We start from the raw sequence: 25850 nt of genomic DNA, 5'->3' as shown, positions 1-25850 counted from the left end.
AATGGCTCAACTGTCTCTGAAACACATTCAGAAAATTTATGATAACCAGGTCCACGTGGTGAAGGATTTCAACCTCGAAATTGAAGACAAAGAATTTATCGTCTTCGTCGGTCCATCGGGTTGTGGGAAATCCACGACGCTGCGAATGATTGCCGGCCTCGAGGAGATCAGCGCGGGTGAACTGATTATTGACGGGGTTTGCATGAATGATGTTCCCGCCAAGTCCCGTGATATCGCGATGGTCTTCCAGAACTATGCGCTCTATCCGCATATGACGGTCTACGACAACATGGCGTTTGGCCTGAAAATGCAAAAAATTGCGCCCTCCGTCATTGAAGAACGCGTTACCTGGGCGGCACAGATCCTGGGCTTGCGCGATTATCTCCAGCGTAAACCTGGCGCGTTGTCCGGCGGTCAGCGTCAGCGCGTGGCGTTAGGCAGGGCGATAGTGCGCGAAGCGGGGGTGTTCCTGATGGATGAGCCCTTATCCAACCTCGATGCCAAACTTCGTGTGCAGATGCGCGCTGAAATCAGCAAGCTGCATCAGAAGCTTAATACCACCATGATTTACGTGACGCACGATCAGACGGAAGCCATGACGATGGCGACCCGCATCGTGATTTTAAAGGACGGCATCATTCAGCAGGTGGGCGCGCCGAAGCAGGTCTACAACGAGCCGGCGAATATGTTCGTTGCAGGATTTATTGGCTCACCGGCGATGAACTTCATTCGTGGCGCAATCGACGACCGCTATTTTGTGACGGAAACGCTGCGTCTGGAGATCCCGGAGGACAAGCTGGCCGTACTGAATGCGCAAGGTTACCAGCGTAAAGCGGTTGTCTTTGGGATCCGTCCGGAAGATATTCTCACCGTACAGCGAAGCGGCGAAAACATCACGGCGAAGATCAGCGTTGCTGAGCTGACCGGGGCTGAATTTATGCTTTATGCCACCGTGGGTGGGCATGAACTGGTTGTCCGTGCGGGAGCGGCGGATGATTACGTTGCCGGAGATAATATCGGCATCCAGTTCGACATGAATAAGTGCCATTTCTTCGATGCTGATACTGAAACAGCTATTAGATAAGAAAGGTGTTCGCCGGAAATGAAAGTTTCGGTTTTTGTATGTTAATTATAAAGGAATATTTTAATGAGTACTCTACTAAGAAGTGCTGCGCTCGTCCTGTGCGCAGGGGTGAGCTGCGCGCAAGCAACTGAATCAGCCAAACAGTGGGAATTTAATATTGGCGCCATGTATGAAATTGAAAACGTCGAAGGTCAGGCCGACGATAAAGATGGATTATATGAACCCTCCGTGTGGTTTAATGCCACTTGGGATGCATGGACCATTTCGCTGGCTATGTATCAGGAAGGGCCGGTTGATTACAGTAGCATGACGCGCGGCACCTATTTCGATCGTCCCGAAGTAGAATTACGCTATCGTATTATTGGTACCGATGATTTCACGCTGGGACTGACGGGTGGTTTCCGTAATTACAGCTATCATTTCAAAGATGAGGATGGCGCGAAAGCGGGCAGCGCAAATATGCAGCGCTATAAAATTCAACCGGACTGGGATGTAAAATTAACCGATGACTGGCGTTTTGGCGGATGGTTTGCCATGTACCAGTTTGCGAATGACCTGGCAAAAACCGGTTATTCTGACAGCCGTGTTGAAACGGAAACCGGTTTTACCTGGACAATTAACGAAACCGTCTCTGCAAAAGTTAATTACTATTTAGAGCGGGGTTTCAATATGGACAGTTCACGTAATAACGGTGAATTCTCCACTCAGGAAATTCGCGCCTATCTGCCGATTTCATTGGGTCAGACGACACTAACGCCTTATACCCGTCTGGGACTCGATCGCTGGTCAAACTGGGACTGGCAAGACGATCCTGAGCGTGAAGGACATGATTTCAACCGTTTGGGTATGCTGTACGCCTATGATTTTAACAATGGTTTATCCATGACGCTGGAATATGCCTACGAATGGGAAAACCATGACGAAGGGGAAAGTGACCGCTTCCACTATGCCGGTATCGGCGTGAATTACGCGTTTTGATAACACTTCACCAGGGGCGTTTGCCCCTGGTTTTTAGCGTAATGAAGCCGCATCTGAAAAATGCGTTTCAACCAATACCTTATGCGGGGCAGGTTTACCCGCAATGCACCTGAACAACAAATCGCAGCTCTCTTCGCCCAGCTTTCTCGTGGGGATATCAAAACCGCCTGGTGCAGGGGTTAAAATGAGAGATAGCATCGGGTCGCTGTATCCTGCCATTGCGACCTGTTCCGGGATCGTCAGATTTAGCTCATCCGCGGCACGATAAAGACTTAGCAATTTCATGCTGTCCGTCGCAAAAACTGCATCAGGCGGGTTGTCTGATGAGAGTAGCTGACAGGCCGCCTGAAGCGCGCTTTCATGGGTATATCCGCCATCAATAACCCAGTCCGGATTAATCGCAATACCGTGCTTCTCAAGGCTCGATTTATAGCCCGCCAGGCGATCGATAGAAACGTGATAATCGAGCGGGGCATGCAGGCAGGCAATTTTAGTGCGACCATGTTTGATAAATGAGTCGGTTAATATGGCGCTGTCGTGGAAATTATCCGTGTCGACAGAATAGATATTCTGGTAATTGCCTTCCACTTTACCAATAACGACCACGGGCACACCGTATTCGTCCAGCGTCGCGAAAAAAGACTCGTTCGCCGGCGAGCTTAGCATGATGATCCCTTTGATCATCTTCTGCTTTATTTTACCCACGCATTTTTGCAGATCATCTTCGCTGCTTTTGGACGTTTGTAAAATAACATCAAAACCTTCTTCTTCTGCTTTTGCCGTTATGGCATGCAGTACATCAGAGAAAAACGGATTCCCTGCGGTGGTTTTGGTTGAACGGGTCGAAATAACCATAATGGCGTCGAAGCCAGAAGAGGTGAGTGCGCGGGCAAGTTTATTCGGTTGATAATTTAATTCTTCTATCGCCTTCAACACCTTTTCGCGCGCTTCAGGAGAAATATTCGTTTGTTTATTCAGAACGCGCGACACGGTTGATTTCGAAACGCCAGCAACGCGGGCAATATCATAGATGGTGGGTGACATACACCTTACTCACTCCAGACGGACAGCAATTGCGCCCATCTTACTGGAGAGAAAACGGCAATAGCAATAATTAAGAATTGATAATCAACGATCTGCCCCAATTTACTGTATTCTGAAGTGACTTTTTTCAGGGTTCCAGGCAATGAAGGACGGCGATGAAGCGACTTAAAAACGAATTCAATTCTCTGGTGAACCGTGGCGTTGATCGCCATTTGCGTCTTGCCGTGACGGGGCTGAGCCGCAGCGGTAAGACAGCATTCATTACGGCGATGGTCAATCAGCTGTTGAACCTGCATGCAGGGGCGCGCCTGCCACTGCTTAGCGCAGTGCGCGAGGAGCGGTTGCTGGGGGTGAAACGCGTACCGCAACGTGATTTTGGCATCCCCCGTTTCACCTATGATGAAGGTCTGGCGCAGTTATACGGGGAACCTCCCGCCTGGCCCACCCCGACGCGTGGCGTGAGCGAAATCCGTCTTGCGCTGCGTTTCCGCTCGAATGAATCCCTGATGCGTCACTTCAAAGAAACGTCCACGCTCTATCTCGAAATTGTGGATTATCCGGGAGAATGGCTGCTCGATTTACCGATGCTGGCGCAGGATTACCTGAACTGGTCCCGACAGATGACCGGTTTGTTGCAGGGGCAGCGGGCAGAGTGGTCGACCAAATGGCGCCAGCTTTGCGAAGGGCTGGACCCGCTGGCGCCGGCGGATGAAAACCGTCTGGCCGTCATAGCCGAAGCCTGGACGGATTACCTGCATCAGTGCAAGCAGGAGGGGTTGCATTTCATTCAGCCGGGCCGCTTCGTTCTGCCGGGTGATTTAGCCGGTGCTCCCGCGCTACAGTTTTTCCCGTGGCCGGACGTTGACAGCATCGGCGAATCGAAACTGGCGCAGGCGGACAAGACCACCAACGCCGGTATGCTCCGCGAGCGATACAATTATTACTGTGAGAAGGTGGTTAAGGGCTTTTATAAAAATCACTTTTTACGCTTTGACCGCCAGATCGTGCTGGTGGACTGCCTGCAACCGCTCAACAGCGGGCCGCAGGCGTTCAATGATATGCGGCTGGCGCTGACGCAGCTGATGCAAAGCTTTCATTATGGCCAGCGTACGCTGTTTCGCCGTTTGTTCTCGCCGGTCATCGACAAGCTGCTGTTTGTCGCCACAAAAGCTGACCATGTGACGGTCGATCAGCACGCCAACATGGTATCCCTGCTGCAACAGCTGGTGCAGGATGCCTGGCAGAATGCGGCCTTCGAAGGGATCAGCATGGACTGTCTGGGGCTGGCGTCCGTACAGGCTACGCAGAGTGGGTTGATTGACCTGAATGGCGAGAAAATTCCGGCCCTGCGGGGCAACCGTCTCAGCGACGGTGAGCCGCTCACGGTCTATCCGGGGGAAGTTCCGGCGCGTCTGCCGGGCCAGGCTTTCTGGCAAAGCCAGGGTTTTCAGTTCGAAGCCTTCCGTCCGCAGAGCATGAACGTTGATCAGCCATTGCCGCATATCCGTCTGGATGCTGCGCTGGAGTTTTTAATTGGAGATAAATTGCGATGACGGAACCGTTAAAACCTCGCATTGATTTTACCGGCCAGCTTGAGCAGACGCCCCATGAGGCGTTTAAAACGGCGCAAACCTTCAGCGGCCCGCAGGCTGACAACTTTGCTCCCGTGCTGGCAGACGAGCCGATGGTTGAAGAGGGGCAGGCGGAAGCGGTGGTTGATGCGGCACTGCGCCCGAAACGCAGCCTGTGGCGTAAGATGGTGACCGCCGGGTTAGCCCTTTTTGGTGTGAGCGTAATCGGCCAGGGCGTGCAGTGGGGCGTCAATGCCTGGCAAACGCAGGACTGGGTGGCGCTGGGGGGATGCGCCGCCGGGGCGTTGATTGTTGGTGCGGGCGTTGGCTCAGTCGTCAGCGAGTGGCGTCGCCTCTGGCGTTTGCGTCAGCGTGCCCACGAACGCGATGAAGCGCGGGATCTGCTGCACAGTCACGGCACAGGAAAAGGGCGTGCTTTTTGTGAAAAGCTTGCGGCTCAGGCCGGGATAGATCACTCTCACCCGGCGCTTCAGCGCTGGTATGCGGCGATCCACGAAACCCAGAATGACCAGGAAGTGGTCACGCTCTATGCGCACATTGTTCAGCCGGTACTGGATGCGCAGGCTCGTGGTGAGATCAGCCGTTCGGCGGCGGAATCTACCCTGATGATCGCCGTCAGTCCGCTGGCAATGGTGGACATGGCCTTTATCGCCTGGCGCAACCTGCGTCTGATCAACCGCATCGCCAGGCTGTACGGCATTGAGCTTGGCTATTACAGCCGACTGCGCCTGTTCAAACTGGTGTTGCTGAATATCGCCTTCGCCGGGGCAAGCGAACTGGTACGGGAGGTCGGGATGGACTGGATGTCGCAGGATCTTGCGGCGCGTCTCTCTGCCCGGGCGGCGCAGGGGATTGGTGCCGGTCTGCTGACGGCACGCCTGGGTATCAAAGCGATGGAGGTTTGTCGTCCACTCCCCTGGATCGATGGCGATAAGCCGCGGCTGGGGGATTTCCGTCGCGAATTGATTGGCCAGCTTAAAGAGACGCTCAATAAAAAACCTGCTCAGTGAGGTTTTGTTTACTAATCGTGCGGGCTGTCAATATTTGTTGACAGCCACCTTCCCGAACACCGTGATCTGACATATCATTTTACTGTTATTGGCTTAAACGGTGAATTTCCCATGCGTCTGGAAGTCTTTTGTGAGGACCGTCTCGGTCTGACCCGCGAGTTACTCGATCTTCTTGTTTTACGTAGCATTGATTTACGTGGCATAGAGATCGACCCTGTCGGGCGAATTTACCTCAATTTTGCCGAAATTGAATTTAATACCTTCAGTAGCCTGATGGCGGAAATCCGCCGTATCGCTGGCGTTACGGATGTACGTACCATCCCCTGGATGCCGTCCGAGCGGGAACATCTTGCGCTGAGCGCGCTGCTGGAAGCAATGCCGGAGCCGTTTCTCTCTCTCGATCTGAAAAATAAAGTCGAGCGCGTTAACCAGGCCAGCTGCCAGCTGTTTGCGCAGACTCAGGAAAAACTTATCGGGCACCACGCCACGCAACTGATCACCGGTTTTAATTTCCAGCGCTGGCTGGACAGCAACCCGCAAAATACCCATAGCGAGCATGTCGTCATCAACGGACAGAATTTCCTGATGGAGATCACGCCGGTCTACCTGAAAGGGGAAAATGCCGCGCGGGTGCTGACCGGCGCAGTGATCATGCTGCGCTCCACGGTGCGAATGGGGCGTCAGTTACAGAACCTTTCCAGCCAGGACGTCGGCGCATTCAGCCAGATTATTGCGGTGAGCCCGAAGATGCGTCATGTGATCGACCAGGCGCGCAAGCTGGCAAATCTTACGGCGCCGCTGCTGATTACCGGGGATACCGGTACGGGGAAAGATCTGCTGGCGCATGCTGTGCACATGGCCAGCCCGCGTGCGGCAAAACCGTATCTGGCGCTGAACTGCGCCTCTATTCCTGAAGATGCCGTTGAAAGTGAGCTGTTCGGGCATGCGCCGGAAGGTAAAAAAGGCTTCTTTGAACAGGCGAATGGCGGCTCGGTGCTGCTGGACGAGATTGGCGAAATGTCGCCACGCATGCAGGCGAAACTGCTGCGTTTCCTCAATGACGGCACGTTCCGCCGCGTGGGGGAAGATCATGAAGTTCACGTGGACGTGCGCGTCATCTGCGCCACCCAGAAAAACCTGGTGGAGCTGGTGCAGAAAGGGGTATTCCGCGAAGATCTCTACTATCGTCTCAACGTTCTGACGCTCAATATTCCGCCGCTGCGCGATTGCCCACAGGACATCATGCCGTTGACAGAACTGTTCGTGGCCCGTTTTGCCGATGAGCAGGGCGTGCCGCGTCCGAAGCTCTCTGCCGACCTGGGCACCGTGCTGACGCGTTACGGCTGGCCGGGCAATATTCGTCAGCTTAAAAATGCGGTCTATCGCGCATTAACTCAGCTTGAAGGGTACGAACTGCGCCCTCAGGATATTCTGTTGCCGGATTACGATGCCGGGACGGTCTCGGTAGGCGAAGAGGCAATGGAAGGCTCGCTGGATGACATCACCAGCCGTTTCGAGCGTTCGGTGTTAACGCAGCTATATCGCAGCTATCCGAGCACGCGCAAGCTGGCTAAACGTCTTGGGGTGTCACATACCGCGATTGCGAATAAGTTGCGCGAGTATGGGTTAAATCAGAAGAAGGGTGACGAATAAATAAAAAAGCCTCTTTGCAGAGGCTTTTTTACGTTTAGGCTTTAAGCGCCTCAAGTGCAGCGGTGTAATCCGGTTCGGTAGTGATTTCGTTGACCAGCTCACTGAAAACAACGTTGTCGTTTTCGTCGATCACCAGCACCGCTCGAGCAGCCAGACCCTTCAGCGCGCCTTCGGAAATGGCAACACCGTATTTCTCCAGGAAATCCGGGCTGCGCAGAGTGGAAAGGGTGATGACGTTGCTCAGGCCTTCAGCGCCGCAGAAGCGGGACTGGGCAAACGGCAGGTCAGCAGAAATGCACAGCACTACGGTGTTGTCCATTTCGGTCGCCAGCTGGTTGAATTTACGCACTGATGCAGCGCAAACGCCAGTATCGATGCTTGGGAAAATGTTCAGGACTTTACGTTTGCCAGCAAACTGGCTCAGCGTGACGTCAGACAGATCTTTAGCCACCAGAGTAAAAGGCTGCGCTTTGCTGCCAGACTGTGGGATGGAACCTGCAACAGCAACCGGGTTGCCCTGGAAATGAACGAGTTGTGACATAGATATCTTCCTGTTTACAAATAGTTAACGTCGTGGCTAGTGTATGTCATCCGCAGTTAGCACGGCAAACCAATTTTCTGCCTTTCCGGCCTGCAAGGAGTCAGTGATGAGAAGCGTTAAGGTCTATGAAGAAGCCTGGCCATTGCACACCCCGTTTGTGATCTCGCGCGGCAGCCGTAATGAGGCCTGCGTGGTCGTGGTTGAATGTGAAGAGGACGGCGTAAAAGGCGTCGGGGAATGTACCCCTTATCCTCGCTACGGAGAAAGCCTGGCGTCAGTCATGGCGCAAATTATGACGGTAGTGCCCGAGTTGCAGGCGGGCCTGACGCGTGAGGCTCTTCAGCTTCGGTTGCCGGCCGGCGCGGCACGCAACGCGATTGACTGCGCACTCTGGAGTCTGGAAGCGGCGAAACAACAAAAACCGCTGCCTGCGCTGCTGGACGTTGCGCTGCCGCAATCGATCGTCACCGCGCAAACGGTGGTCATCGGTGAACCAGAGCAAATGGCCGCCAGCGCTCAGGCGTTGTATGCCACCGGTGCAACATTATTAAAGGTGAAGCTCGACGATCGTCTGATTAGCGAACGCATGGTCGCCATTCGTGCGGCGGTGCCTGATGCCACTCTTATCGTCGATGCGAACGAATCATGGCACAGCGAAGGGCTGGCAGCCCGTTGTCAGCTGCTTGCCGATCTGGGCGTTGCCATGCTGGAGCAACCCCTCCCGGCAGAAGACGATGCCGCGCTGGCGAATTTTATTCATCCGCTTCCCGTCTGTGCAGACGAAAGCTGTCATACCCGTGAGAGCCTGTCAGCCCTCAAGGGACGTTACGAAATGGTGAACATTAAGCTGGATAAAACAGGTGGATTAACCGAGGCTCTGGCTCTGGCACAAGATGCGCAGGCGCAAGGCTTTGCTCTGATGCTGGGCTGTATGTTGTGTACGTCCAGAGCGATCGGCGCTGCGCTCCCGCTGGTGAACAGCGTGCGCTTTGCCGATCTGGACGGCCCAACCTGGCTGGCGGTTGACGTCTCACCCGCGCTGAATTTTACCTCCGGCGTACTTCATCTTTGAGGCTGCCAGCGCAGGAGATCTGTCATCGCCCGCAGGTATTTTTCGCTCGCTTCATCCGAGGAGATGGGCGGAAACTCTGCGGTGATACAGTGAAGGCTGAGGTCTGCGCACCAGCTGCCAAACGACCCGGGTGTTTCATAGCCAACGCTGCTCACCAGAGGTAGAGCAAACGCATCCGCCAGCCACTGCCCGAGCGCCGTATGACGAGGATCTTCAATACAGGCGAGGGGATCGTGGAAAGAGACAACCCAGGCCGGGTGGATCTTATGAATAAGCTGGCACAGCGCCTGAGTCTCCGGTTCGGAACCGGGTTTGTCTCCTGTGAGCAGGACCACATCTCGCTCCTGCGCCGAACTGTTCCAGCGATACACCGTTTCACCGGCGCGCCAGTTTGCCGCCGGGAAGTTCCTGTTCAGGTCAACGCCGCGTGCATTCGCCCGTAATCCAAGCTGACAACCGTCCGGGTTGACGGACAAAATCACATGATGACGTCGTAAATCGGGGGCCAGCGTACGTAGCGCGCACGAGAGCGTCACGACAGACGAGTTTTCATCGCCATGCGTGCCTGCAATGATTAAGCCGCTATTGCGATCGGCCTTGGGGGCCGGAAACCAGATCAGCGGCGCGCCTAAAAATGAGCGTCCATAATGTTCAGTTCCTGGCGGGAAGGCACCGCGTTCCGTTCTTGGTCGGGTAGTTGCCATAGTAAACCCTGATGATAAAGTCACTTCTGGCAGTGTTGTGCAAAAGCCGCGCTTAATCAAATAGTTTCCGTGTGTGTGGAAAATTGCCTGACATCAACTTTCCAGAGGAAGCATTTGCATTTCTCCGTTTCGAAACAAATAATTACGCATCTGCCTGTTACCTGACATCATTAAGGGGATCGTATGAAGCATCCTGTTTCGCTTCTTTGTACTGCGCTGTGGCTGTGCGGGCTTTCTTCACTTTCATATGCCGCGGAGGTTCCCGAAGGAACGGTTCTGGCGCAAAAGCAGGAGCTGGTTCGACATATCAAAGATGAGCCCGCTTCGCTCGATCCGGCAAAAGCGGTGGGATTGCCCGAGATACAGGTGATTCGCGACCTCTATGAAGGGCTGGTAAATCAGAACGAAAAAGGGGAGTTAGTTCCCGGCGTGGCGACGCGCTGGCAGAGCAATGACAACCGCGTCTGGACGTTCACGCTGCGGGATAACGCTAAGTGGTCTGACGGTACCCCAGTGACGGCACAAGATTTTGTCTATAGCTGGCGTCGTCTGGTTGATCCTAAAACAACGTCACCTTTCGCCTGGTTTGCGGCGCTGGCGGGCATTAACAATGCCCAGTCCATCATCGACGGCAAAGCTGCTCCGGATACGCTCGGCGTGACGGCGGTCGATGCTAAAACGCTGCGCGTGCAGCTGGACAAACCGCTACCCTGGTTCAGTAATCTGACGGCTAACTTCGCGTTTTATCCTGTTCAAAAGGCCAATGTGGAGAGCGGTAAGGAATGGACGCGCCCTGGCGCGCTCATTGGCAACGGTGCTTATGTGCTGAAAGATCGCGTGGTGAATGAAAAACTGGTGGTTGAGCCGAATTCATATTACTGGGATAACGCCAGGACGGTGCTTAAAAAAGTCACCTTTGTGCCGATCAACCAGGAGTCCTCGGCGACCAAACGCTATCTGGCGGGCGATATCGATATCACAGAATCGTTTCCGAAAAACATGTACCAGAAGCTGCTTAAAGATATTCCGGGACAAGTTTATACACCGCCACAGCTTGGGACCTATTACTACGCGTTTAACACGCAAAAAGGCCCAACCGCGGATGCCCGCGTACGTCTCGCGCTCAGCATGACTATAGACAGACGTATTATGGCGGAAAAAGTCCTGGGGACCGGTGAGAAACCGGCCTGGCATTTTACTCCCGATGTCACTGCGGGCTTTACGCCGGAAACCTCGCCATTTGAGCAGATGTCGCAGCAAGAGCTGAATGCGCAGGCGAAAACATTGTTGCAGGCGGCAGGCTATGGCCCTCAGCGTCCGCTAAAATTAACGCTGCTGTATAACACGTCTGAAAACCACCAGAAAATCGCGATTGCCGTCGCATCCATGTGGAAGAAAAATCTGGGTGTTGACGTTAAGTTGCAGAATCAGGAGTGGAAAACCTACATCGACAGCCGCAATACCGGGAATTTTGACGTCATCCGTGCATCGTGGGTAGGGGACTACAACGAGCCGTCGACATTCCTGTCGCTGCTGACCTCCTCCCATAGCGGGAATATCTCACGATTCAACGATCCTGCTTACGATAAGATTATTCATCAGGCGACGCTCGAAACCACTGAAAAAGCGCGTAATGCCGACTACAACATGGCCGAGAAGATCCTTACCGAGAAAGCACCGATTGCCCCTATTTATCAGTACACCAATGGACGTCTCATCAAGCCATGGGTTAAAGGTTATCCGATAAATAACCCAGAGGATGTTGCGTACAGCCGTACAATGTATATTGAAAAGCATTAAAAAGAGGTCAGGGCGCTACGTGATTATGGTAAACATCCATTAACTGCATAAGCGCCCGCTCTCAGGGGGCATGATTTTACAGCCTGGTTATTACCGAATATCCCCTTCATATCAGCCCATCACTCATTGTCATGATGAATATCTTCAGAGAGATTCTTTCTCCCGTTTATCGAAAAACGCGTAGTCATTTATTCGCCATTCCTGTAGCAGTATAGTCATTACTGTTTTTAAGATTAAATTTGTCCGATACAGGATTTTTTCATATTCAGGCTATTTATTGAATTAAAACCTTATTTCTCTGCGCTGTTACGAGTTGTGTTAATAAATGCATTGATGTAAATCAATTATTCAACCTCATGGAATAATAAGTTCAATATTTCCAAACTAAGCAGTCATTCCTGCCAAATTAATGTGAATAAATAGTTAATTTTTACTGTATGTCATGTATCTATGGCATTTATGAGTACAATAATTTAGTGGAATATTCTTAAGAAAAGTCCAATGGTAGATCTTTGATCTGAGAAGTTGATTTTAAATGGGCTTTTGCTCTAATATGGTTTTGTAAAGAAACGTCACTCACTTAACATTTATTTCTTTTAAAGAAAGGGACTGCTATGGCCGATTCATTCCAGAATGAGGTGCCCAAGGCACGCATAAACTTAAAGCTGGCTCTGCATACAGGTGGCGCGCAGAAGAAAATCGAACTGCCGCTTAAACTCCTCACCGTCGGTGATTTCAGTAATGGAAAAGAGAATCGCCCATTATCGGAAAGGGAGAAAATTAACGTCAATAAAAATAACTTCAACAGCGTACTTTCGGAATTTAACCCGGAAGTGAATCTGACGGTTCCTAACACAATGGCCGGGGATGGTTCGGAAGAAAGCATAAAACTGAATTTCTCCGATATTAAGGATTTCGAACCTGAACAGGTTGCCCGCCAGATCCCCCAGCTCCGCGCCATGCTGGCCATGCGTAATTTATTACGCGACCTCAAATCCAATCTCCTTGATAACGCCACTTTCAGAAAAGAACTCGAGAAAATTCTTAAAGACCCGGCGCTGTCTCAGGAATTACGCGACGAAATGAGTGCACTGGCCCCGAAATAAGCGGCATGTGTAATTTAATGGATTAACCGGGAATATGCTGATGTCTGTAAATACTGAAACCGCCTCCGCGCAGGGGCAGACCACCGTACTGGAAAAAGAGGGCGTTTACGCCTCCCTGTTTGAAAAAATCAACCTGACCCCGGCCTCCAGCCTGGGGGATATCAATGCGTTTCTGGATGACGCCGCGCTTTCTGACGCTCCGGCGGGTGAACGCCTGACGGCGGCGATGCAGGTGTTTATGGACTGCATCCGCAAATCCGGTCAGCCGGTGGAGAAGCTCGACAAAACGCTGATTGACCACCATATCGCCGAACTGGATTTCCAGATTAGCCGTCAGCTGGATGCCGTAATGCATCACCAGGAGTTCCAGAAGGTGGAGTCCCTGTGGCGCGGCCTGAAGCAGCTGGTGGACAGCACCGACTACCGCCAGAACGTGAAAACCGAAATTCTGGATGTGTCGAAAGAAGATCTGCGTCAGGACTTTGAAGACGCGCCGGAACTTATCCAGAGCGGCCTCTACTGGCACACCTATACCGCCGAATACGACACCCCGGGCGGCGAGCCGATTGGCTCCGTGATTTCATCCTATGAATTTGACGCCAGCCCGCAGGATGTGGCGCTACTGCGCAACATCTCTAAAGTGTCAGCTGCCGCACATATGCCGTTTATTGGCTCTGTCGGTCCGAAATTCTTTCTGAAAGACTCCATGGAAGAGGTGGCTGCAATTAAGGATATCGGCAACTACTTCGACCGCGCGGAGTACATCAAGTGGAAATCCTTCCGCGACACCGACGACGCCCGCTACATCGGCCTCGTGATGCCGCGCGTGCTGGGGCGTCTGCCGTATGGCCCGGACACCGTACCTGTACGCAGCTTTAACTACGTTGAGCAGGTGAAAGGCCCGGATCACGAGAAATACCTGTGGACCAGCGCGTCGTTCTCCTTCGCGTCAAACATGGTGAAGAGCTTCATCAATAACGGCTGGTGCGTGCAGATCCGTGGCCCGCAGGCGGGCGGGGCGGTGAAAGACCTGCCTATTCATCTGTACGATCTGGGCACCGGCAACCAGGTGAAAATCCCGTCTGAGGTGATGATCCCGGAGACCCGCGAGTTTGAGTTTGCCAACCTCGGCTTTATCCCGCTCTCGTATTACAAAAACCGCGACTATGCCTGCTTCTTCTCGGCGAACTCCGCGCAGAAACCGGCGCTTTACGACACCGCAGATGCCACGGCCAACAGCCGCATTAACGCCCGTCTGCCGTACATCTTCCTGCTGTCGCGTATTGCGCACTACCTGAAGCTCATTCAGCGCGAGAACATCGGCACCACCAAGGACCGCCGTCTGCTGGAGCTGGAGCTCAACACCTGGGTGCGTAGTCTGGTGACGGAAATGACCGATCCGGGCGATGAGTTGCAGGCTTCTCATCCGCTGCGTGAGGCGAAAGTGGTGGTGGAAGATATCGAAGACAACCCGGGTTTCTTCCGCGTGAAGCTGTTTGCGGTGCCGCACTTCCAGGTGGAAGGCATGGATGTGAACCTGTCTCTGGTGAGCCAGATGCCGAAAGCGAAAGCGTAACGTAAGGCAGGAAGCATGAAAACGGAACAACCGTTATGGGGCAGGGGCCAGATGGTCTCTCCCCAGCACTTCCAGCAACAGGCCGCCTATGCGGCCTGGTCTGCGGAATGTATCGCCCGACTGGGTCTCTCCCATCCCTGGGGGGTGATTAATGCCACTTTCGAATCGGATGTACTGAAGTTGGGCCGTCTACAGGCCCGTCATCTGCACCTCCGGTTCCCTGACGGGACATTAATCGATACGGATAATGCTGACGACCTGCCACCGGTGCTGGCGCTTGAGAGTGAAACACAGGACGTGGTGGTGGTTCTGGCTCTTCCGCTGCTGCGCGCGAATGGTGGCAACTGCCTTAAGCCCGATGAGGTGGCCGCGCGTCCTGTTCGCTATCGCCAGCGCTGGCGGGATGTCCGCAACCTTTTTGGCGATGATACCCGCCAGATTGCAGTGATGCGGCCAGAGCTGACGTTGCGATTTGCCCATCAGAACAACAGCGATTACCTGACCTGTCCGGTTGCCCGCCTGCAACAAGATTCGCAGGGGAACTAGGCACTTGATGAGACATACCTTCCGCCGCTGTTGGCGTTACTGGGCAGTCGCTGGCTGATGACCCAGCTGGAGCAACTGTTGACGCAACTGCGCGCCCGTCTGGGCCGCCTGATGGACATGCGCCGGGAAAGTAATGAGCGCATGGCGGATTTTGCCGTAGCCGATGTTTCATTGTTCTGGCTGCTCAATGCCCTGAACAGTGCTGAGCCCGTGCTGGGTCAGTTTCAGCGCCACCCGCAAAGCCCGCCTGAGCGTCTCTATCCGGAGCTGGCAAGGCTTGCAGGCAGCCTGTTGACATTCTCGCTGGAGCATCAGGTCAGTGCGATCCCGGCATGGCAGCATGAGCAGCTGAATAACGTCTTCCCGCCGCTGTTTGATTTACTTGGCGATCTTCTGGAAGCCAGCCTGCCGTCGCGGGTGGTGGCAATTGAGCTTGAGCATGATGACCGGCTTCACTTCTGGCAGGCCCGTCTGCATGATCCACGTCTGCGCGAAGGGGCTGATTATTACCTCTCCGTGCGTTCACCGATGCCGGTGGCACAATTGCAGGAGCAGTTCCCGCGCCAGTGCAAGGTCGGCAGTCCCGATCATGTCAGGAGTATCGTCAATTCATCGCGGGTGGGCGTCCCTCTGATGCCGCTGCGCCATGTGCCGGCAGCCATTCCACTACGTCTGGAAAATCAGTATTTCAGCCTTGATGTCTCTCATCCTCTGGCCATCGAAATGTTCCAGAGCGGCACCTGTATGTTTTACGTTCCGGGAATGCTCGCCGAGCCTGAACTTGAACTCTTTGCGGTACTGAGAACATGAATGATCGTAAACGCGCTACCGCCGCGTTCATTGATATTGATGCCCTGTTACAGGACACCTGGCTACAGGTGATCAGTCTGCGTCACGGCCCGACATTCCAGGACGGGGAAGGTCGTACGCTTTGGGAGCGCTGCATTGATGATGTCGGGCGTGTGCAGCGAGAACTGAAAGCGAGCGAACTCGATGAAGCCAGCTGCCAGCATATTCTTACGGCACAGTGTGCGCTGCTTGATGAGGCGGTCAAAGGTCGCGGTGTAGAGGATGACGCCTGTGTACAGTGGTATGACATTCCCTTACAGGGATACTTTCTTGGCACCATGGACGCCGGTGACACGTTATGCGATCGGATGCGTGATGTGCTGCGTGAACCGGCTCCTGACCACGCCGTTGTGACCTGCTTCCAGCGAGTCATGATGCTCGGATTCCTCGGCAACTTCCGCTCCCTGAACGATCCTGAGCGGCAGAAGCTCATGAATGCACTGAATGAATATGTTGCGCCGTTTAGCTATTCACAACCCCATCCCATTCTGGCGGAAAGCCATGCCGGACGGGGGATAGGGGGGTGGCTGGCATCATGGCCTATGCGCATTGGCCTGAGTGTGGTGGTGGTCACCGCATTATGGTGGGGACTGGATTGCTGGCTGGATAAGACACTGCTTACCCTGCTGCCGGGAGCTGTGAAATGAGCCCTGCACAACAGCGCGGGCTTGCGCTCTGGGCTGCCCTGCTGAGTGCAGTGGTCTGCCTGTGGTTTCTGCCAGCATCCCGTCTGGTTTCCATTCTCGTCCTGCTGGCGGTATTGGGACTCATCATAGCGTTCTGGGCTGTCTCCTGCCGTCGCGTGCAGCACGATTTCACCCTGTGTCTGGAGGACCTGCCTGAAGCCAATTATTGCCAGCCCGTGGTACTGGTCTGTGGCGATCTGCCGCTTGCCTGGCCGCATCAGTCACCTGTGCTTACCGTCACGCAGGGCTGCTGGATCCGTGTGGAGGATCATCTGGAACTGGAGCAGGCCGCCCGTCAGGTACTGTGGTTGCGCCCCGACTGGGGACGTCAGCTGTCAGTGATGGTCAGTGTTTGTCCGCAGCAGCAACCTGACAGTGAGCGCCTTACCAGTCGTTTGCTTGCCTTGCGCTGGCAGATTAGCCGGTTGCGTAAAGCAACCGGCCATTCTGTGCCACTGGTTCTGAATGGACAGGTCGGCAGTGCGATGATGAATGACATGCTCTGGCAGACGGCGATCCTGGGGGAAGGGGTAAAGGTCTGGAGTGGGACTTCAGCGCCTGGCTCAGTTGCTGAATGGGTTAATACTGGCGGAACGCCTGCGATGCAGCAACAGGTGCTGATGAACAGTCTGATGAGCTGGTTCCAACAGCACGTCCAGGCTGTCCTTATGGATGAAAACCCCGATATTCCTGTCATTGAACCTGTTGCGGTTCTGTGGGGATTGGGCCCGATCCTGACCGGAAGCATGGCCACCTCTGTCTGGACAGCGTGGTTGTCCCGCCATACTGCGATGCAGCAGGTGTCTGGCTGGCAGCCGGCGGGAACGGACAGTACGGTTATTTCCCTGTTCCCGAATTTTGTCCTCCCTTTACTGCCAGAAGGACGAGGCCTGACACCGCATGGTCGAACCTGGCGCGGTGCGCTCGGAATCTTCACGCTGGCGACCATTGCTGCGCTACTCAGCAGTGGCTGGAATAATCGCCAGCTGTTGCAACGCGTGAGCTTCGATATTGCACGCTATGAACGTATACCGATGAATGACTCCGGGCCGAAAGCTGACGCCGTTGCCGTGCTGCGCGAGGATGCGGCATTGCTGGACGACCATGCACGTAACGGTGTACCGGCCCGGCTGAGTTTGGGTCTGTATCAGGGCGGACGTCTGCGTATGCCAGTGCTGAATGCGATTCGCTCTTATGTGCCTCCGCCTCCGCCGCCTGAACCGGAACTCAAACCGGCACCGAAAATTGTCCGCCTCGACAGCATGTCGCTGTTCGATACCGGAAAGTGGGCGCTTAAACCCGCCTCAACAAAGCTGCTGGTGAACTCACTGGTGGGGATCAAGGCGAAGCCCGGCTGGCTGATTGTGGTGGCGGGCCATACCGACAGCACCGGGGATGACCCGTCCAACCAGGTGCTGTCGCTTAAGCGCGCGGAGTCGGTGCGCGACTGGATGCGGGATACCGGCGACGTGCCGGAGAGCTGTTTTGCGGTGCAGGGCTATGGTGAAAGCCGTCCTGTCGCCACCAACGACACGGCTGAAGGCCGGGCGCTGAACCGCCGTGTCGAAATCAGTCTGGTACCGCAGGCGAATGCCTGTCAGGCGCCGGGCAAGACCCATGCGTCATCGCAGGATGATGGCGCTGATAACAATGTAACGGAGTAATTAACATGGCAATTCCAGTCTATCTGTGGCTGAAGGACGACGGCGGCGCGGACATCAAAGGGTCCGTGGACGTTCAGGATCGTGAAGGCAGTATCGAAGTGGTGGCCCAGGAGCACAACCTGTACATCCCGACCGATAACAATACCGGCAAGCTGACCGGCACCCGTATCCACACGCCTTTCCTGTTCACCAAGGAAATCGACTCCTCCAGCCCGTACCTGTACAAGGCGGTGACGACCGGCCAGACCCTGAAATCGGCCGAGTTCAAATGGTACAGAATCAATGACGCAGGCCAGGAAGTGGAGTACTTCAACACGAAGCTTGAGAACGTGAAGCTGGTGAAAGTGAATCCGAAGATGCATGACATCAAGGATCCTGCTTTCGAGAAGCACAACCACCTCGAGCAGATTGAACTGCGCTACGAAAAAATCACCTGGACCTACAAGGACGGCAACATCATTCATTCCGATTCCTGGAACGAACGCGCCACTGCGTAAGAGCCCTGAGCAGACGGTCAGCCGTCTGCTTTTTTTGCTGAGCGCCTGCACTGACGGGTGGTCAGCAAAGAAAAACACAATCTGCCTGCCCGACCTGATGCGCTTTGGGTTCCTGAATAACAGGGAACAGCGACGGGCGGTAGCGTGTCCGGAACTGATAAAGAGAGAGTCTCATGGAAAATCCAGCCATCCTGTTACGCCGTCTTAACCCTTACTGTGCCCGCGCGATGGAAGGGGCCGCTTCCCTGTGCCAGACCCGCGCCCATGCGGAAATACTGCCTGAGCACTGGCTGCTGAAACTGCTGGAGCAGGGTGAGGGCGACCTGACGGTGCTGGCGCGGCGCTACGAATGGGATATGGATACGATATGGCAGGATATGCTGGGTTTTCTGGACAGCCTGCCACGGTCAGTGCGCAGCCGTCCGCAGCTTTCGGAGGGCGTGCAGTCACTGATGCAGGACGCCTGGCTGCACGCCTCGCTGGCGGGGGAAGAGCATATCCGCAGCATTCACCTCCTGATGGCGCTGGTGGAAAAACCGAAACTGCTGCGCTGCGACGGCCTGTGGCCGCTGCTGACGCTGGCGCAGAGCCAGCTTGAGCGCCTGCGTGGACTTCTGGATGCGCAGTCGGATGAACGCCCGGAGGTGCAGCAGGAAGCGGAGCTTACGCAGGGTGATGAGGTGGAGTTTGTCGGCCGTCCGGTGAATGCGGATATAAAAGGAGAGCTGAACCCGGCGTTGCAGAATGCGCTGGACAGGTTCACCCTCGACGTCACCGCCCGCGCCCGTGAGGGCAGAATCGACCCGGTCTGTGGCCGCGACAATGAAATCCGCCAGATGGTGGACATTCTTTCCCGGCGCCGCAAGAACAACCCGATTCTGGTCGGCGAACCGGGAGTCGGCAAGACCGCGCTCGTGGAGGGACTGGCGCTGCGCATTCATGAGGGCAATGTGCCGGACGCGCTGAAGCCGGTCTCGGTGCGCACCCTTGACCTCGGCCTGTTACAGTCCGGGGCGGGTGTGAAGGGGGAATTCGAGCAGCGCCTGAAAAACATCATCGACGCGGTGCAGCAGTCACCCCTGCCGGTTCTGCTCTTTATTGACGAGGCGCACACCATTATCGGCGCGGGCAACCAGGCGGGCGGCGCCGATGCGGCCAACCTGCTGAAACCGGCGCTCGCCCGGGGTGAGCTCAGAACCATCGCCGCCACCACCTGGAGCGAGTACAAACAGTACTTTGAGCGCGACGCCGCGCTGGAGCGTCGTTTCCAGATGGTTAAAGTTGATGAACCGGACGACGACACCGCCTGCCTGATGCTGCGCGGACTCAAGTCACGCTACGCGGAGCACCATGGCGTGCATATTACCGATGAAGCGGTTAAAGCCGCCGTCACGTTGTCCAGACGCTATCTGACCGGACGCCAGCTTCCGGACAAGGCGGTGGATTTGCTGGATACCGCCTCTGCCCGTGTCCGTATGAGCCTCGACACTATTCCGGAGCCGCTGACCCGCATGAAGGCGCAGCTCACGGCACTGGCTATGGAAAAGCAGGCGCTGCTGGAGGATATCGCGGTGGGCAATACCGCCCACGGCGAACGTCTGGCTGCCATCGGAGAGGAAGAAGTCGCCATCATTTTGCAGCTCGACGAACGGGAAACCCGGTACGGCCAGGAGCTGAAACTCACGGAAGAACTGCTTGCCTGCCGCACGGATATCTCCCGTCAGGGGGAGATTGCGGACCTTCAGATGCAGCTTACTGCCGTGCAGCAGAATACCCCGCTGCTGGGGCTGGATGTGGACGCGCGTACCGTCGCCACCGTTATCGCCGACTGGACGGGCGTACCGCTCTCTTCCCTGATGAAGGACGAGCAGACGGAACTGCTGAGCCTTGAGCACAGTCTGGCGAAACGCGTTGTCGGTCAGGACAGTGCACTGAATGCCATTGCGCAGCGCCTGCGCGCCAGCAAAACCGGTCTGGCGCCGGAGAACGGCCCGCAGGGCGTGTTCCTGCTTGTGGGGCCGAGCGGCACCGGCAAGACCGAAACCGCCCTGGCGCTGGCCGATGAACTGTTCGGCGGCGAGAAGTCCCTTATCACCATCAACCTTTCGGAATACCAGGAGCCACACACCGTCTCGCAGCTCAAGGGCTCACCTCCGGGCTACGTGGGTTACGGCCAGGGCGGCATTCTGACCGAAGCCGTCCGTAAGCGCCCGTACAGCGTGGTGCTGCTGGATGAAGTGGAAAAGGCGCACCGGGATGTGATGAACCTGTTCTACCAGGTCTTTGACCGGGGCTTCATGCGCGACGGCGAGGGGCGGGAAATTGACTTCCGCAACACGGTGATTCTGATGACCTCCAACCTCGGCAGCGACCTCATCATGCAGCTGCTGGATGAACAGCCGGAGGCGACAGAGCCGGACCTGCATGAACTGCTGCGTCCTGTCCTGCGGGACCACTTCCAGCCCGCGCTGCTGGCGCGCTTCCAGACGGTGATTTACCGTCCGTTGGCAAAGGCAGCGATGCGTACCATTGTGGAGATGAAGCTGAATCAGGTGAGCAGACGCCTCAACCGTCACTACGGTATGACTACCCATATCAGCGAAAGCCTGTACGACGCACTGACTGCCGCCTGCCTGCTGCCGGATACCGGTGCGCGCAATATCGACAGCCTGCTGAACCAGCAGATTCTGCCTGTGCTGAGCCAGCAGCTGCTGAGCCATATGGCAGCGGGGCAGAAGCCGCATACCCTGACGCTGGGCTGGGATGAGGAAGAGGGCATAGTGCTCGAGTTTGACCGGACAGAAGGTGAGCATGCATGAGCAGTAATCTTCCCTTACGATTCAGCCACAGCCATCACCTGCTGTCGGTGAAGGGCTGCGATGCAGGGCTTGATGTACTGGCGTTTGAGGGTGATGAAGCCCTGAGCACACCGTTCAGCTACCGTACTGAATTCACCAGCGCGGACCATGCCATCAGCAAAGAGATGATGCTGATGAAAGCGGCTTCCCTGACGCTTCAGGCCCCGGTTGACCAAGGTTACGGCATCAAAATACAGCAGCCGGTGCGGGTGATTCAGGGCGTGGTCACGGGTTTTGAACGTCTGGGTACCTCAAAGGATGAAACCCGTTACGCAGTGACGCTTGAGCCGCGTCTGGCCCTGCTCAGCCGTTCGCACCAGAACGCCGTCTACCAGGACATGTCCGTCCCGCAGATTGTGGAGAAAATCCTGCGCGAGCGCCACGGCATGCGCGGCCAGGACTTCCTGTTCTCACTGAGTAAAGAGTATCCGCGCCGTGAGCAGGTGATGCAGTACGCTGAGGACGACCTGCACTTTATCACCCGCCTGCTGGGTGAGGTCGGTATCTGGTTCCGCTTCACCACCGACACGCGCCTCAACATTGACGTGGTGGAGTTTTACGACAGCCGGCAGGGATATGAGAAAGGCCTGACGCTGCCGTCGGTGCCGCCGTCAGGGCAGCACTCGCAGGGGGTGGACTCGGTGTGGGATATGGAGTGCCACCATAACGTGGTACAGAAGGAGGTCAGCACCCGCGACTACAACTACCGTCAGGCCTCGGGGGATATGAACACCCGGGTTGACGCAACCCGCGGGGATACCACCACCTACGGTGAGGCCTATCACTGGGCGGATAACTACCTGACGCCGGGCAGCGCATATGACCGCAACCCGGCAGCGGAGTCCGGGGCGTTTTATGCCCGCATTCGTCACGAACGCTACCTGAATGGCCAGACGCAAACCGTTGCCTTCACCAGCTGCCCGGAGCTCTCTCCGGGTATGCTGCTGAAAGTCAAAGGCGGGTACGAAGTGGCAGAAGTGTTTGCGCAGGGCGTGGTTGTCACGGCGATGCACAGCCATGCGCAGCGTGATGCGGACTTTTGCGTCAGGTTTGACGGTATTCCGGACAGCCCGGATTTCAGTTTCCGCCCTGAGCCTGGTTCACGTCCGGTGATGGCCGGTACCTTACCGGCCCGCGTCACCAGTACCACTGAAAATGACATCTACGGGCATATCGATAAAGACGGCCGCTACCGCGTCAACATGCTGTTTGACCGTGAGAACTGGGAGACCGGGTTCGAGAGCCTGTGGGTCCGTCAGTCCCGGCCGTACGCAGGGGACACGTACGGCCTGCACCTGCCGCTGCTGGCGGGTACCGAGGTGGCGATTGGTTTTGAGGACGGCAACCCGGACCGGCCGTACATTGCCGGCGTGCTGCACGACTCGGCGCACGGTGACCACGTCACCATCCGCAACTACAAACGTAACGTCCTGCGCACGCCGGCGAACAACAAAATCCGCCTCGACGACGAGCGCGGGAAAGAGCATATCAAGGTCAGTACGGAGTACGGCGGCAAGAGCCAGCTCAATCTCGGCCACCTGGTCGACAGCGAGAAACAGCAGCGCGGTGAGGGGTTTGAGCTCAGGACGGACAGCTGGGGCGCCATCCGGGCGCAGAAAGGGATTTTTATCAGTGCTGACGGCCAGGCGAAGGCGCAGGGCCAGGTGCTGGAGATGGCGCCGGCGGTCAGCAATCTCGGCGATGCCCGGGAGCAGATGACATCCATCTCCGGTGATGCGCAGCAGGCGACCGCGAACCCGGCAGACCTTCAGGCGCAAATCGCCCTGCTGGAGCAGCATCTGACGGACCTTAAAAAATCGGTACTGCTGATGAGTGCACCGGACGGTATGGCGCTGACCAGCGGACAACACCTGCAGGTCTCGGCCGGGCAGAACCTGATTGCCACAGCCGGTAAAAATGCGGACGTCAGCGTGGTGAAAAATCTGTTCATCGGGGTGGGCAGTGCCCTGTGCGTGTTTGTGCGCAAGCTGGGAATAAAGCTTATCGCGAACCAGGGGCCGGTGCAGGTACAGGCACAGAACGACCTGATGGAATTACTGGCCCGCAAGGAAATCAGCATCGTCAGCACGGAAGATGAAATCAAAATCCTTGCGAAGAAGAAGATCACGCTGAATGGTGGCGGGAGCTATATCACACTGGATGCGAATGCGATTGAGGCGGCGACGCTCGGGGATTACCGGACACGGGCGGGATTTTATGACCGGCAGCAGAAGGCAAATAAACCAGAAGATTTCCCGAGTATTGCCCCGATAGCAGCAGAACCTGCCAGCTCCGGTAACAACCAGCAAGAAAAACCAGACAAAGACGAAGATGTCCCGGGTACTGGTCCTGCTGCTCCGGAAGCAGCAGAGCCAGCCAGTTATTTCCTTTTTTACTGACACGGAGTCATAACATGATTATCAGCCCACCGTTTCTGAGAAACAGAACTGCATCCCAGTCTGATGCCGACTGGACTGGCGCAATGATGCCGGTTAATCCAGACCAGGGATTCCCGTTGAACGGAGCAGAATCCTGGCATGGAGGTGTTCACATCACACATACAGACGAAGGAATGCCTAATGAAAAAATACGGGCAATTGCTGATGGCGTGGTTGTTTCGTTCCGCCAGCCATCGCCGTCTAAAGATGCAGAACCACTCAATTATCTCGGACCGACAGATGACGGCTATGTGTTGCTGAAGCATGAAACGGAGACAGGAAGCGGAGATGACGGGAAGGTCGTATTCTATTCACTGTGCATGCATATGAAATTTCTGGAGGCAGAAATAAAGCAGGATGCAAAAATATACCGTAAAGCCCCCCTGGGCTCTTCAGGCACGTGCAGTGGACGGAATGAATTCCATTTCCAGATTTTCTGTGATGACAACAATATCAGCAAGCTGACGGGCAGAACGACCCGTGAACTGGACGTGTCGAAAGATGGCCGGACTGATGCCGTTTACGGAGATATTCACTTTTATCTTCCGGCCGGAACGAAGTTTTATGATAAGGCACCCGCAAATAACAGTACTTCCATAACCGGGCTTTCTGAGCTGTATACCAGCAGTGCGCCTCTGTATGCCAGTATGACGCTGGCACAGGGCAGCTGCACGATGGTGACCCGGCAGAAAAATACGCAGACTGACGGGAAGTATGACCTGCTGGGCGACCCTCTGGTGAATGCTGACGGAGAGGACTACGAATATAATCTCTATAACACCGCGATGCGGAATTATAAGGAAAGCCCCAGCGCCGGGTTTGAGCTGCTTCGTTTTGGCCGGGTGATCAATACGGAGCATGAAACGCTGGTACCGGCAGATGCGCCATTATGGATGACGGTCAGTTATCCGGGTGGCAAAGGGGTGGTCAATCTCGCTGATCCGAATATTAAAAAATTCAGTGACGCTGATTTTCCTCACTGGACGGGCTGGCAGCTGGTTGATGACGATACTGACAGTAATAGTCAGTGTAGCTCAGCCATAATCAGGAAACTGCAGGAGGACGGTGAGTACAATAATCAGTGTGGAAAGTTAATCTGTCATTTCCCGTTCGAATGGGAAAAAAGTACGTTCGATACCCGTTTTTCATGGCTGAAAACGGGGAATGACAAGCGTGCTCCGATGACGGAAGGAGATTATGCAAAATTTAAGGCTCATGCAGAAGCGTTGTGCTTTGATTCCGGAGCATTGAGTAATGGAAGGCTGTGGCATTTTGAGCCAAAAACATTCATTAAACATTTGAGAAACTGTGGATGGTTAAGTTTCTGTGAAATGAAACAAATAGTACCTAGCCATGCACTGCGGCAATCTGGCAGAGACCGGTTTGTTTGGGAGGCAATTAATACGAATTTAAGAACGCCGGGCTCAATTTTAAGTAACCAGATTTCAAATTTAAATTCCTCGATGAGAAAGTATTGTATTAATACGCCCTTTAGGATTTCTTGCTTTTTAGGTAATGCAATACAAGAAACAGGCTGGTTAAGTACCCTTCATGAAGGAAATGGCAGTAACCTCTGGTACGCCCCGTGGTACGGACGCGGTTTTTTGCAATTAACTAATCCAGAAAACTATCTAAATTATTTTAAATATATTGGCAAGGTAGTTCAGGATCAATTAAAACGTAGTTTGGTTAACTCATATGCATTAATTGCAGCACAACCACCTGCGAATAGATCTAATGCGACATTGCAAGATCGCCACTTCCCTACGCTTCCAACAGAGTTTATAGGACTAAGGAGCGAGATTAGTGATTCACAAGGTACATTAGCTGCAGATAGCGCTGGGTTTTATTGGGTAAAAAATAAGATGGCTAAATATGCCGATGAGGAGCATGTTTTAGAGAGGGTTTCTGTTAATTCAAACTTAGGAATTAAGTATTACTACCGAAGTCCTAGTTTTTGGAAAGCAAGTGCCGCAGTTAATTTACCTGGAAGGATCGGTTCACTTTACCATCGCTCACTAAATGGATTCGATTCAAGATGCTGTGCCTACGGAGTTGCCATTGCTATTTTAACTGAAAATAAATTCCCGAATGCTTCTGGAAGTTTTGTTTTGGACTTTCCAGAAGGATATAATCATAGGACGTAAATTAT

At 54.7% G+C, this 25850-nt stretch carries 18 protein-coding genes and 1 pseudogene; 16 read left to right on the top strand and 3 right to left on the bottom strand.

The features are described 5' to 3' along the window. Nucleotide 1: 1 nt before the first annotated feature. Together ACOTX4_RS12060 and ACOTX4_RS12055 are read left to right on the top strand one after the other, a co-directional pair. Complete coding sequence (locus ACOTX4_RS12060) at nt 2–1084, top strand: ABC transporter ATP-binding protein (RefSeq protein WP_003856876.1); 1083 nt, start codon at nt 2–4, stop codon at nt 1082–1084. Nucleotides 1085–1147: 63 nt separating this feature from the next. Next, complete coding sequence (locus ACOTX4_RS12055; RefSeq protein ID WP_023314240.1) at nt 1148–2062, top strand: OmpG family monomeric porin; 915 nt, start codon at nt 1148–1150, stop codon at nt 2060–2062. A 33-nt stretch (nt 2063–2095) separates the two neighbouring features. On the opposite strand, the gene ACOTX4_RS12050 is transcribed toward ACOTX4_RS12055, so the two are convergent. Next, entirely contained in the window at nt 2096–3106 is a 1011-nt protein-coding gene (locus ACOTX4_RS12050; RefSeq protein WP_003856881.1) for a LacI family DNA-binding transcriptional regulator, read from the bottom strand. A gap of 155 nt (nt 3107–3261) precedes the next feature. Between ACOTX4_RS12050 and ACOTX4_RS12045 the strand changes: the two genes are divergently transcribed. The 3 genes from ACOTX4_RS12045 to tyrR all read left to right on the top strand — a co-directional run bounded on the left by ACOTX4_RS12045 (nt 3262) and on the right by tyrR (nt 7361). Next, nucleotides 3262–4659 (top strand): YcjX family protein, encoded by a 1398-nt coding sequence (locus ACOTX4_RS12045; RefSeq protein ID WP_003856882.1) that lies wholly within the window; start codon nt 3262–3264, stop codon nt 4657–4659. Beyond that, nucleotides 4656–5708: a YcjF family protein gene (locus ACOTX4_RS12040; protein WP_022651340.1), complete on the top strand. Its 1053-nt coding sequence runs from the start codon at nt 4656–4658 to the stop codon at nt 5706–5708. The genes ACOTX4_RS12045 and ACOTX4_RS12040 overlap by 4 nt, the downstream gene beginning before the upstream one ends. 111 nt (nt 5709–5819) lie before the next feature. After that, complete coding sequence (gene tyrR, locus ACOTX4_RS12035; RefSeq protein ID WP_003856887.1) at nt 5820–7361, top strand: transcriptional regulator TyrR; 1542 nt, start codon at nt 5820–5822, stop codon at nt 7359–7361. Between the two features lie 34 nt (nt 7362–7395). On the opposite strand, the gene tpx is transcribed toward tyrR, so the two are convergent. Then, nucleotides 7396–7902: a thiol peroxidase gene (tpx, locus tag ACOTX4_RS12030; protein WP_003856889.1), complete on the bottom strand. Its 507-nt coding sequence runs from the start codon at nt 7900–7902 to the stop codon at nt 7396–7398. A 106-nt stretch (nt 7903–8008) separates the two neighbouring features. Here tpx and ycjG point away from each other — a divergent pair, with 106 nt between their 5' ends. Then, complete coding sequence (gene ycjG, locus ACOTX4_RS12025; RefSeq protein ID WP_022651339.1) at nt 8009–8974, top strand: L-Ala-D/L-Glu epimerase; 966 nt, start codon at nt 8009–8011, stop codon at nt 8972–8974. On the opposite strand, the gene mpaA is transcribed toward ycjG, so the two are convergent. After that, nucleotides 8965–9678: a murein tripeptide amidase MpaA gene (gene mpaA, locus ACOTX4_RS12020; protein WP_022651338.1), complete on the bottom strand. Its 714-nt coding sequence runs from the start codon at nt 9676–9678 to the stop codon at nt 8965–8967. The two genes, ycjG and mpaA, sit on opposite strands and share 10 nt — an antisense overlap. A gap of 183 nt (nt 9679–9861) precedes the next feature. On the opposite strand from mpaA, the gene ACOTX4_RS12015 reads away from it, so the two are divergent. The 10 genes and pseudogenes from ACOTX4_RS12015 (at nt 9862) to ACOTX4_RS11970 (ending at nt 25845) form a co-directional block, all read left to right on the top strand. Then, nucleotides 9862–11478 carry a peptide ABC transporter substrate-binding protein gene (locus tag ACOTX4_RS12015; protein WP_022651337.1) on the top strand — a complete coding sequence of 539 codons (1617 nt, stop codon included), beginning with the start codon at nt 9862–9864 and terminating at the stop codon, nt 11476–11478. Nucleotides 11479–12092: 614 nt separating this feature from the next. Next, nucleotides 12093–12584, top strand: a complete 492-nt coding sequence (gene tssB, locus ACOTX4_RS12010; protein ID WP_003856899.1) for a type VI secretion system contractile sheath small subunit — start codon at nt 12093–12095, stop codon at nt 12582–12584. Nucleotides 12585–12624: 40 nt separating this feature from the next. Beyond that, complete coding sequence (gene tssC / locus ACOTX4_RS12005) at nt 12625–14160, top strand: type VI secretion system contractile sheath large subunit (RefSeq protein ID WP_045333152.1); 1536 nt, start codon at nt 12625–12627, stop codon at nt 14158–14160. A 15-nt stretch (nt 14161–14175) separates the two neighbouring features. After that, nucleotides 14176–15516, top strand: a pseudogene (gene tssK / locus ACOTX4_RS12000) (type VI secretion system baseplate subunit TssK). Beyond that, nucleotides 15513–16202 (top strand): type VI secretion system protein TssL, short form, encoded by a 690-nt coding sequence (tssL, locus tag ACOTX4_RS11995; RefSeq protein WP_045333113.1) that lies wholly within the window; start codon nt 15513–15515, stop codon nt 16200–16202. Before tssK ends, tssL begins: the two are co-directional and overlap by 4 nt. Next, complete coding sequence (locus tag ACOTX4_RS11990) at nt 16199–17905, top strand: OmpA family protein (RefSeq protein WP_045333112.1); 1707 nt, start codon at nt 16199–16201, stop codon at nt 17903–17905. The genes tssL and ACOTX4_RS11990 overlap by 4 nt, the downstream gene beginning before the upstream one ends. A gap of 5 nt (nt 17906–17910) precedes the next feature. Further along, nucleotides 17911–18402: a type VI secretion system effector Hcp gene (gene hcp, locus ACOTX4_RS11985; RefSeq protein ID WP_009653685.1), complete on the top strand. Its 492-nt coding sequence runs from the start codon at nt 17911–17913 to the stop codon at nt 18400–18402. Between the two features lie 173 nt (nt 18403–18575). Next, nucleotides 18576–21221 carry a type VI secretion system ATPase TssH gene (gene tssH, locus ACOTX4_RS11980; RefSeq protein ID WP_063937623.1) on the top strand — a complete coding sequence of 882 codons (2646 nt, stop codon included), beginning with the start codon at nt 18576–18578 and terminating at the stop codon, nt 21219–21221. Further along, entirely contained in the window at nt 21218–23659 is a 2442-nt protein-coding gene (locus ACOTX4_RS11975) for a type VI secretion system Vgr family protein (RefSeq protein ID WP_080472477.1), read from the top strand. Before tssH ends, ACOTX4_RS11975 begins: the two co-directional genes overlap by 4 nt. A 14-nt stretch (nt 23660–23673) precedes the next feature. Next, the gene (locus tag ACOTX4_RS11970; protein WP_045333110.1) at nt 23674–25845 is read left to right on the top strand and encodes a hypothetical protein; all 2172 of its coding nucleotides are present in this window, start codon (nt 23674–23676) and stop codon (nt 25843–25845) included. The last annotated feature ends 5 nt before the right edge of the window (nt 25846–25850 follow it).

Origin of the sequence: Enterobacter cloacae complex sp. IR5459, from assembly GCF_049238005.1 — a bacterium.
Lineage (GTDB): Bacteria > Pseudomonadota > Gammaproteobacteria > Enterobacterales > Enterobacteriaceae > Enterobacter > Enterobacter hormaechei_C.
This window is presented reverse-complemented; position numbering and strand designations above follow the sequence as displayed.

Excerpts from the sequence above, each read along its gene's own strand:
- ACOTX4_RS12060 (WP_003856876.1), top strand. The coding sequence starts at position 2 with ATGGCTCAACTGTCTCTGAAACACATTCAGAAAATTTATGATAACCAG.
- ACOTX4_RS12055 (WP_023314240.1), top strand. The coding sequence starts at position 1,148 with ATGAGTACTCTACTAAGAAGTGCTGCGCTCGTCCTGTGCGCAGGGGTG.
- ACOTX4_RS12050 (WP_003856881.1), bottom strand. The coding sequence starts at position 3,106 with ATGTCACCCACCATCTATGATATTGCCCGCGTTGCTGGCGTTTCGAAA.
- ACOTX4_RS12045 (WP_003856882.1), top strand. The coding sequence starts at position 3,262 with ATGAAGCGACTTAAAAACGAATTCAATTCTCTGGTGAACCGTGGCGTT.
- ACOTX4_RS12040 (WP_022651340.1), top strand. The coding sequence starts at position 4,656 with ATGACGGAACCGTTAAAACCTCGCATTGATTTTACCGGCCAGCTTGAG.
- tyrR (WP_003856887.1), top strand. The coding sequence starts at position 5,820 with ATGCGTCTGGAAGTCTTTTGTGAGGACCGTCTCGGTCTGACCCGCGAG.
- tpx (WP_003856889.1), bottom strand. The coding sequence starts at position 7,902 with ATGTCACAACTCGTTCATTTCCAGGGCAACCCGGTTGCTGTTGCAGGT.
- ycjG (WP_022651339.1), top strand. The coding sequence starts at position 8,009 with ATGAGAAGCGTTAAGGTCTATGAAGAAGCCTGGCCATTGCACACCCCG.
- mpaA (WP_022651338.1), bottom strand. The coding sequence starts at position 9,678 with ATGGCAACTACCCGACCAAGAACGGAACGCGGTGCCTTCCCGCCAGGA.
- ACOTX4_RS12015 (WP_022651337.1), top strand. The coding sequence starts at position 9,862 with ATGAAGCATCCTGTTTCGCTTCTTTGTACTGCGCTGTGGCTGTGCGGG.
- tssB (WP_003856899.1), top strand. The coding sequence starts at position 12,093 with ATGGCCGATTCATTCCAGAATGAGGTGCCCAAGGCACGCATAAACTTA.
- tssC (WP_045333152.1), top strand. The coding sequence starts at position 12,625 with ATGTCTGTAAATACTGAAACCGCCTCCGCGCAGGGGCAGACCACCGTA.
- tssL (WP_045333113.1), top strand. The coding sequence starts at position 15,513 with ATGAATGATCGTAAACGCGCTACCGCCGCGTTCATTGATATTGATGCC.
- ACOTX4_RS11990 (WP_045333112.1), top strand. The coding sequence starts at position 16,199 with ATGAGCCCTGCACAACAGCGCGGGCTTGCGCTCTGGGCTGCCCTGCTG.
- hcp (WP_009653685.1), top strand. The coding sequence starts at position 17,911 with ATGGCAATTCCAGTCTATCTGTGGCTGAAGGACGACGGCGGCGCGGAC.
- tssH (WP_063937623.1), top strand. The coding sequence starts at position 18,576 with ATGGAAAATCCAGCCATCCTGTTACGCCGTCTTAACCCTTACTGTGCC.
- ACOTX4_RS11975 (WP_080472477.1), top strand. The coding sequence starts at position 21,218 with ATGAGCAGTAATCTTCCCTTACGATTCAGCCACAGCCATCACCTGCTG.
- ACOTX4_RS11970 (WP_045333110.1), top strand. The coding sequence starts at position 23,674 with ATGATTATCAGCCCACCGTTTCTGAGAAACAGAACTGCATCCCAGTCT.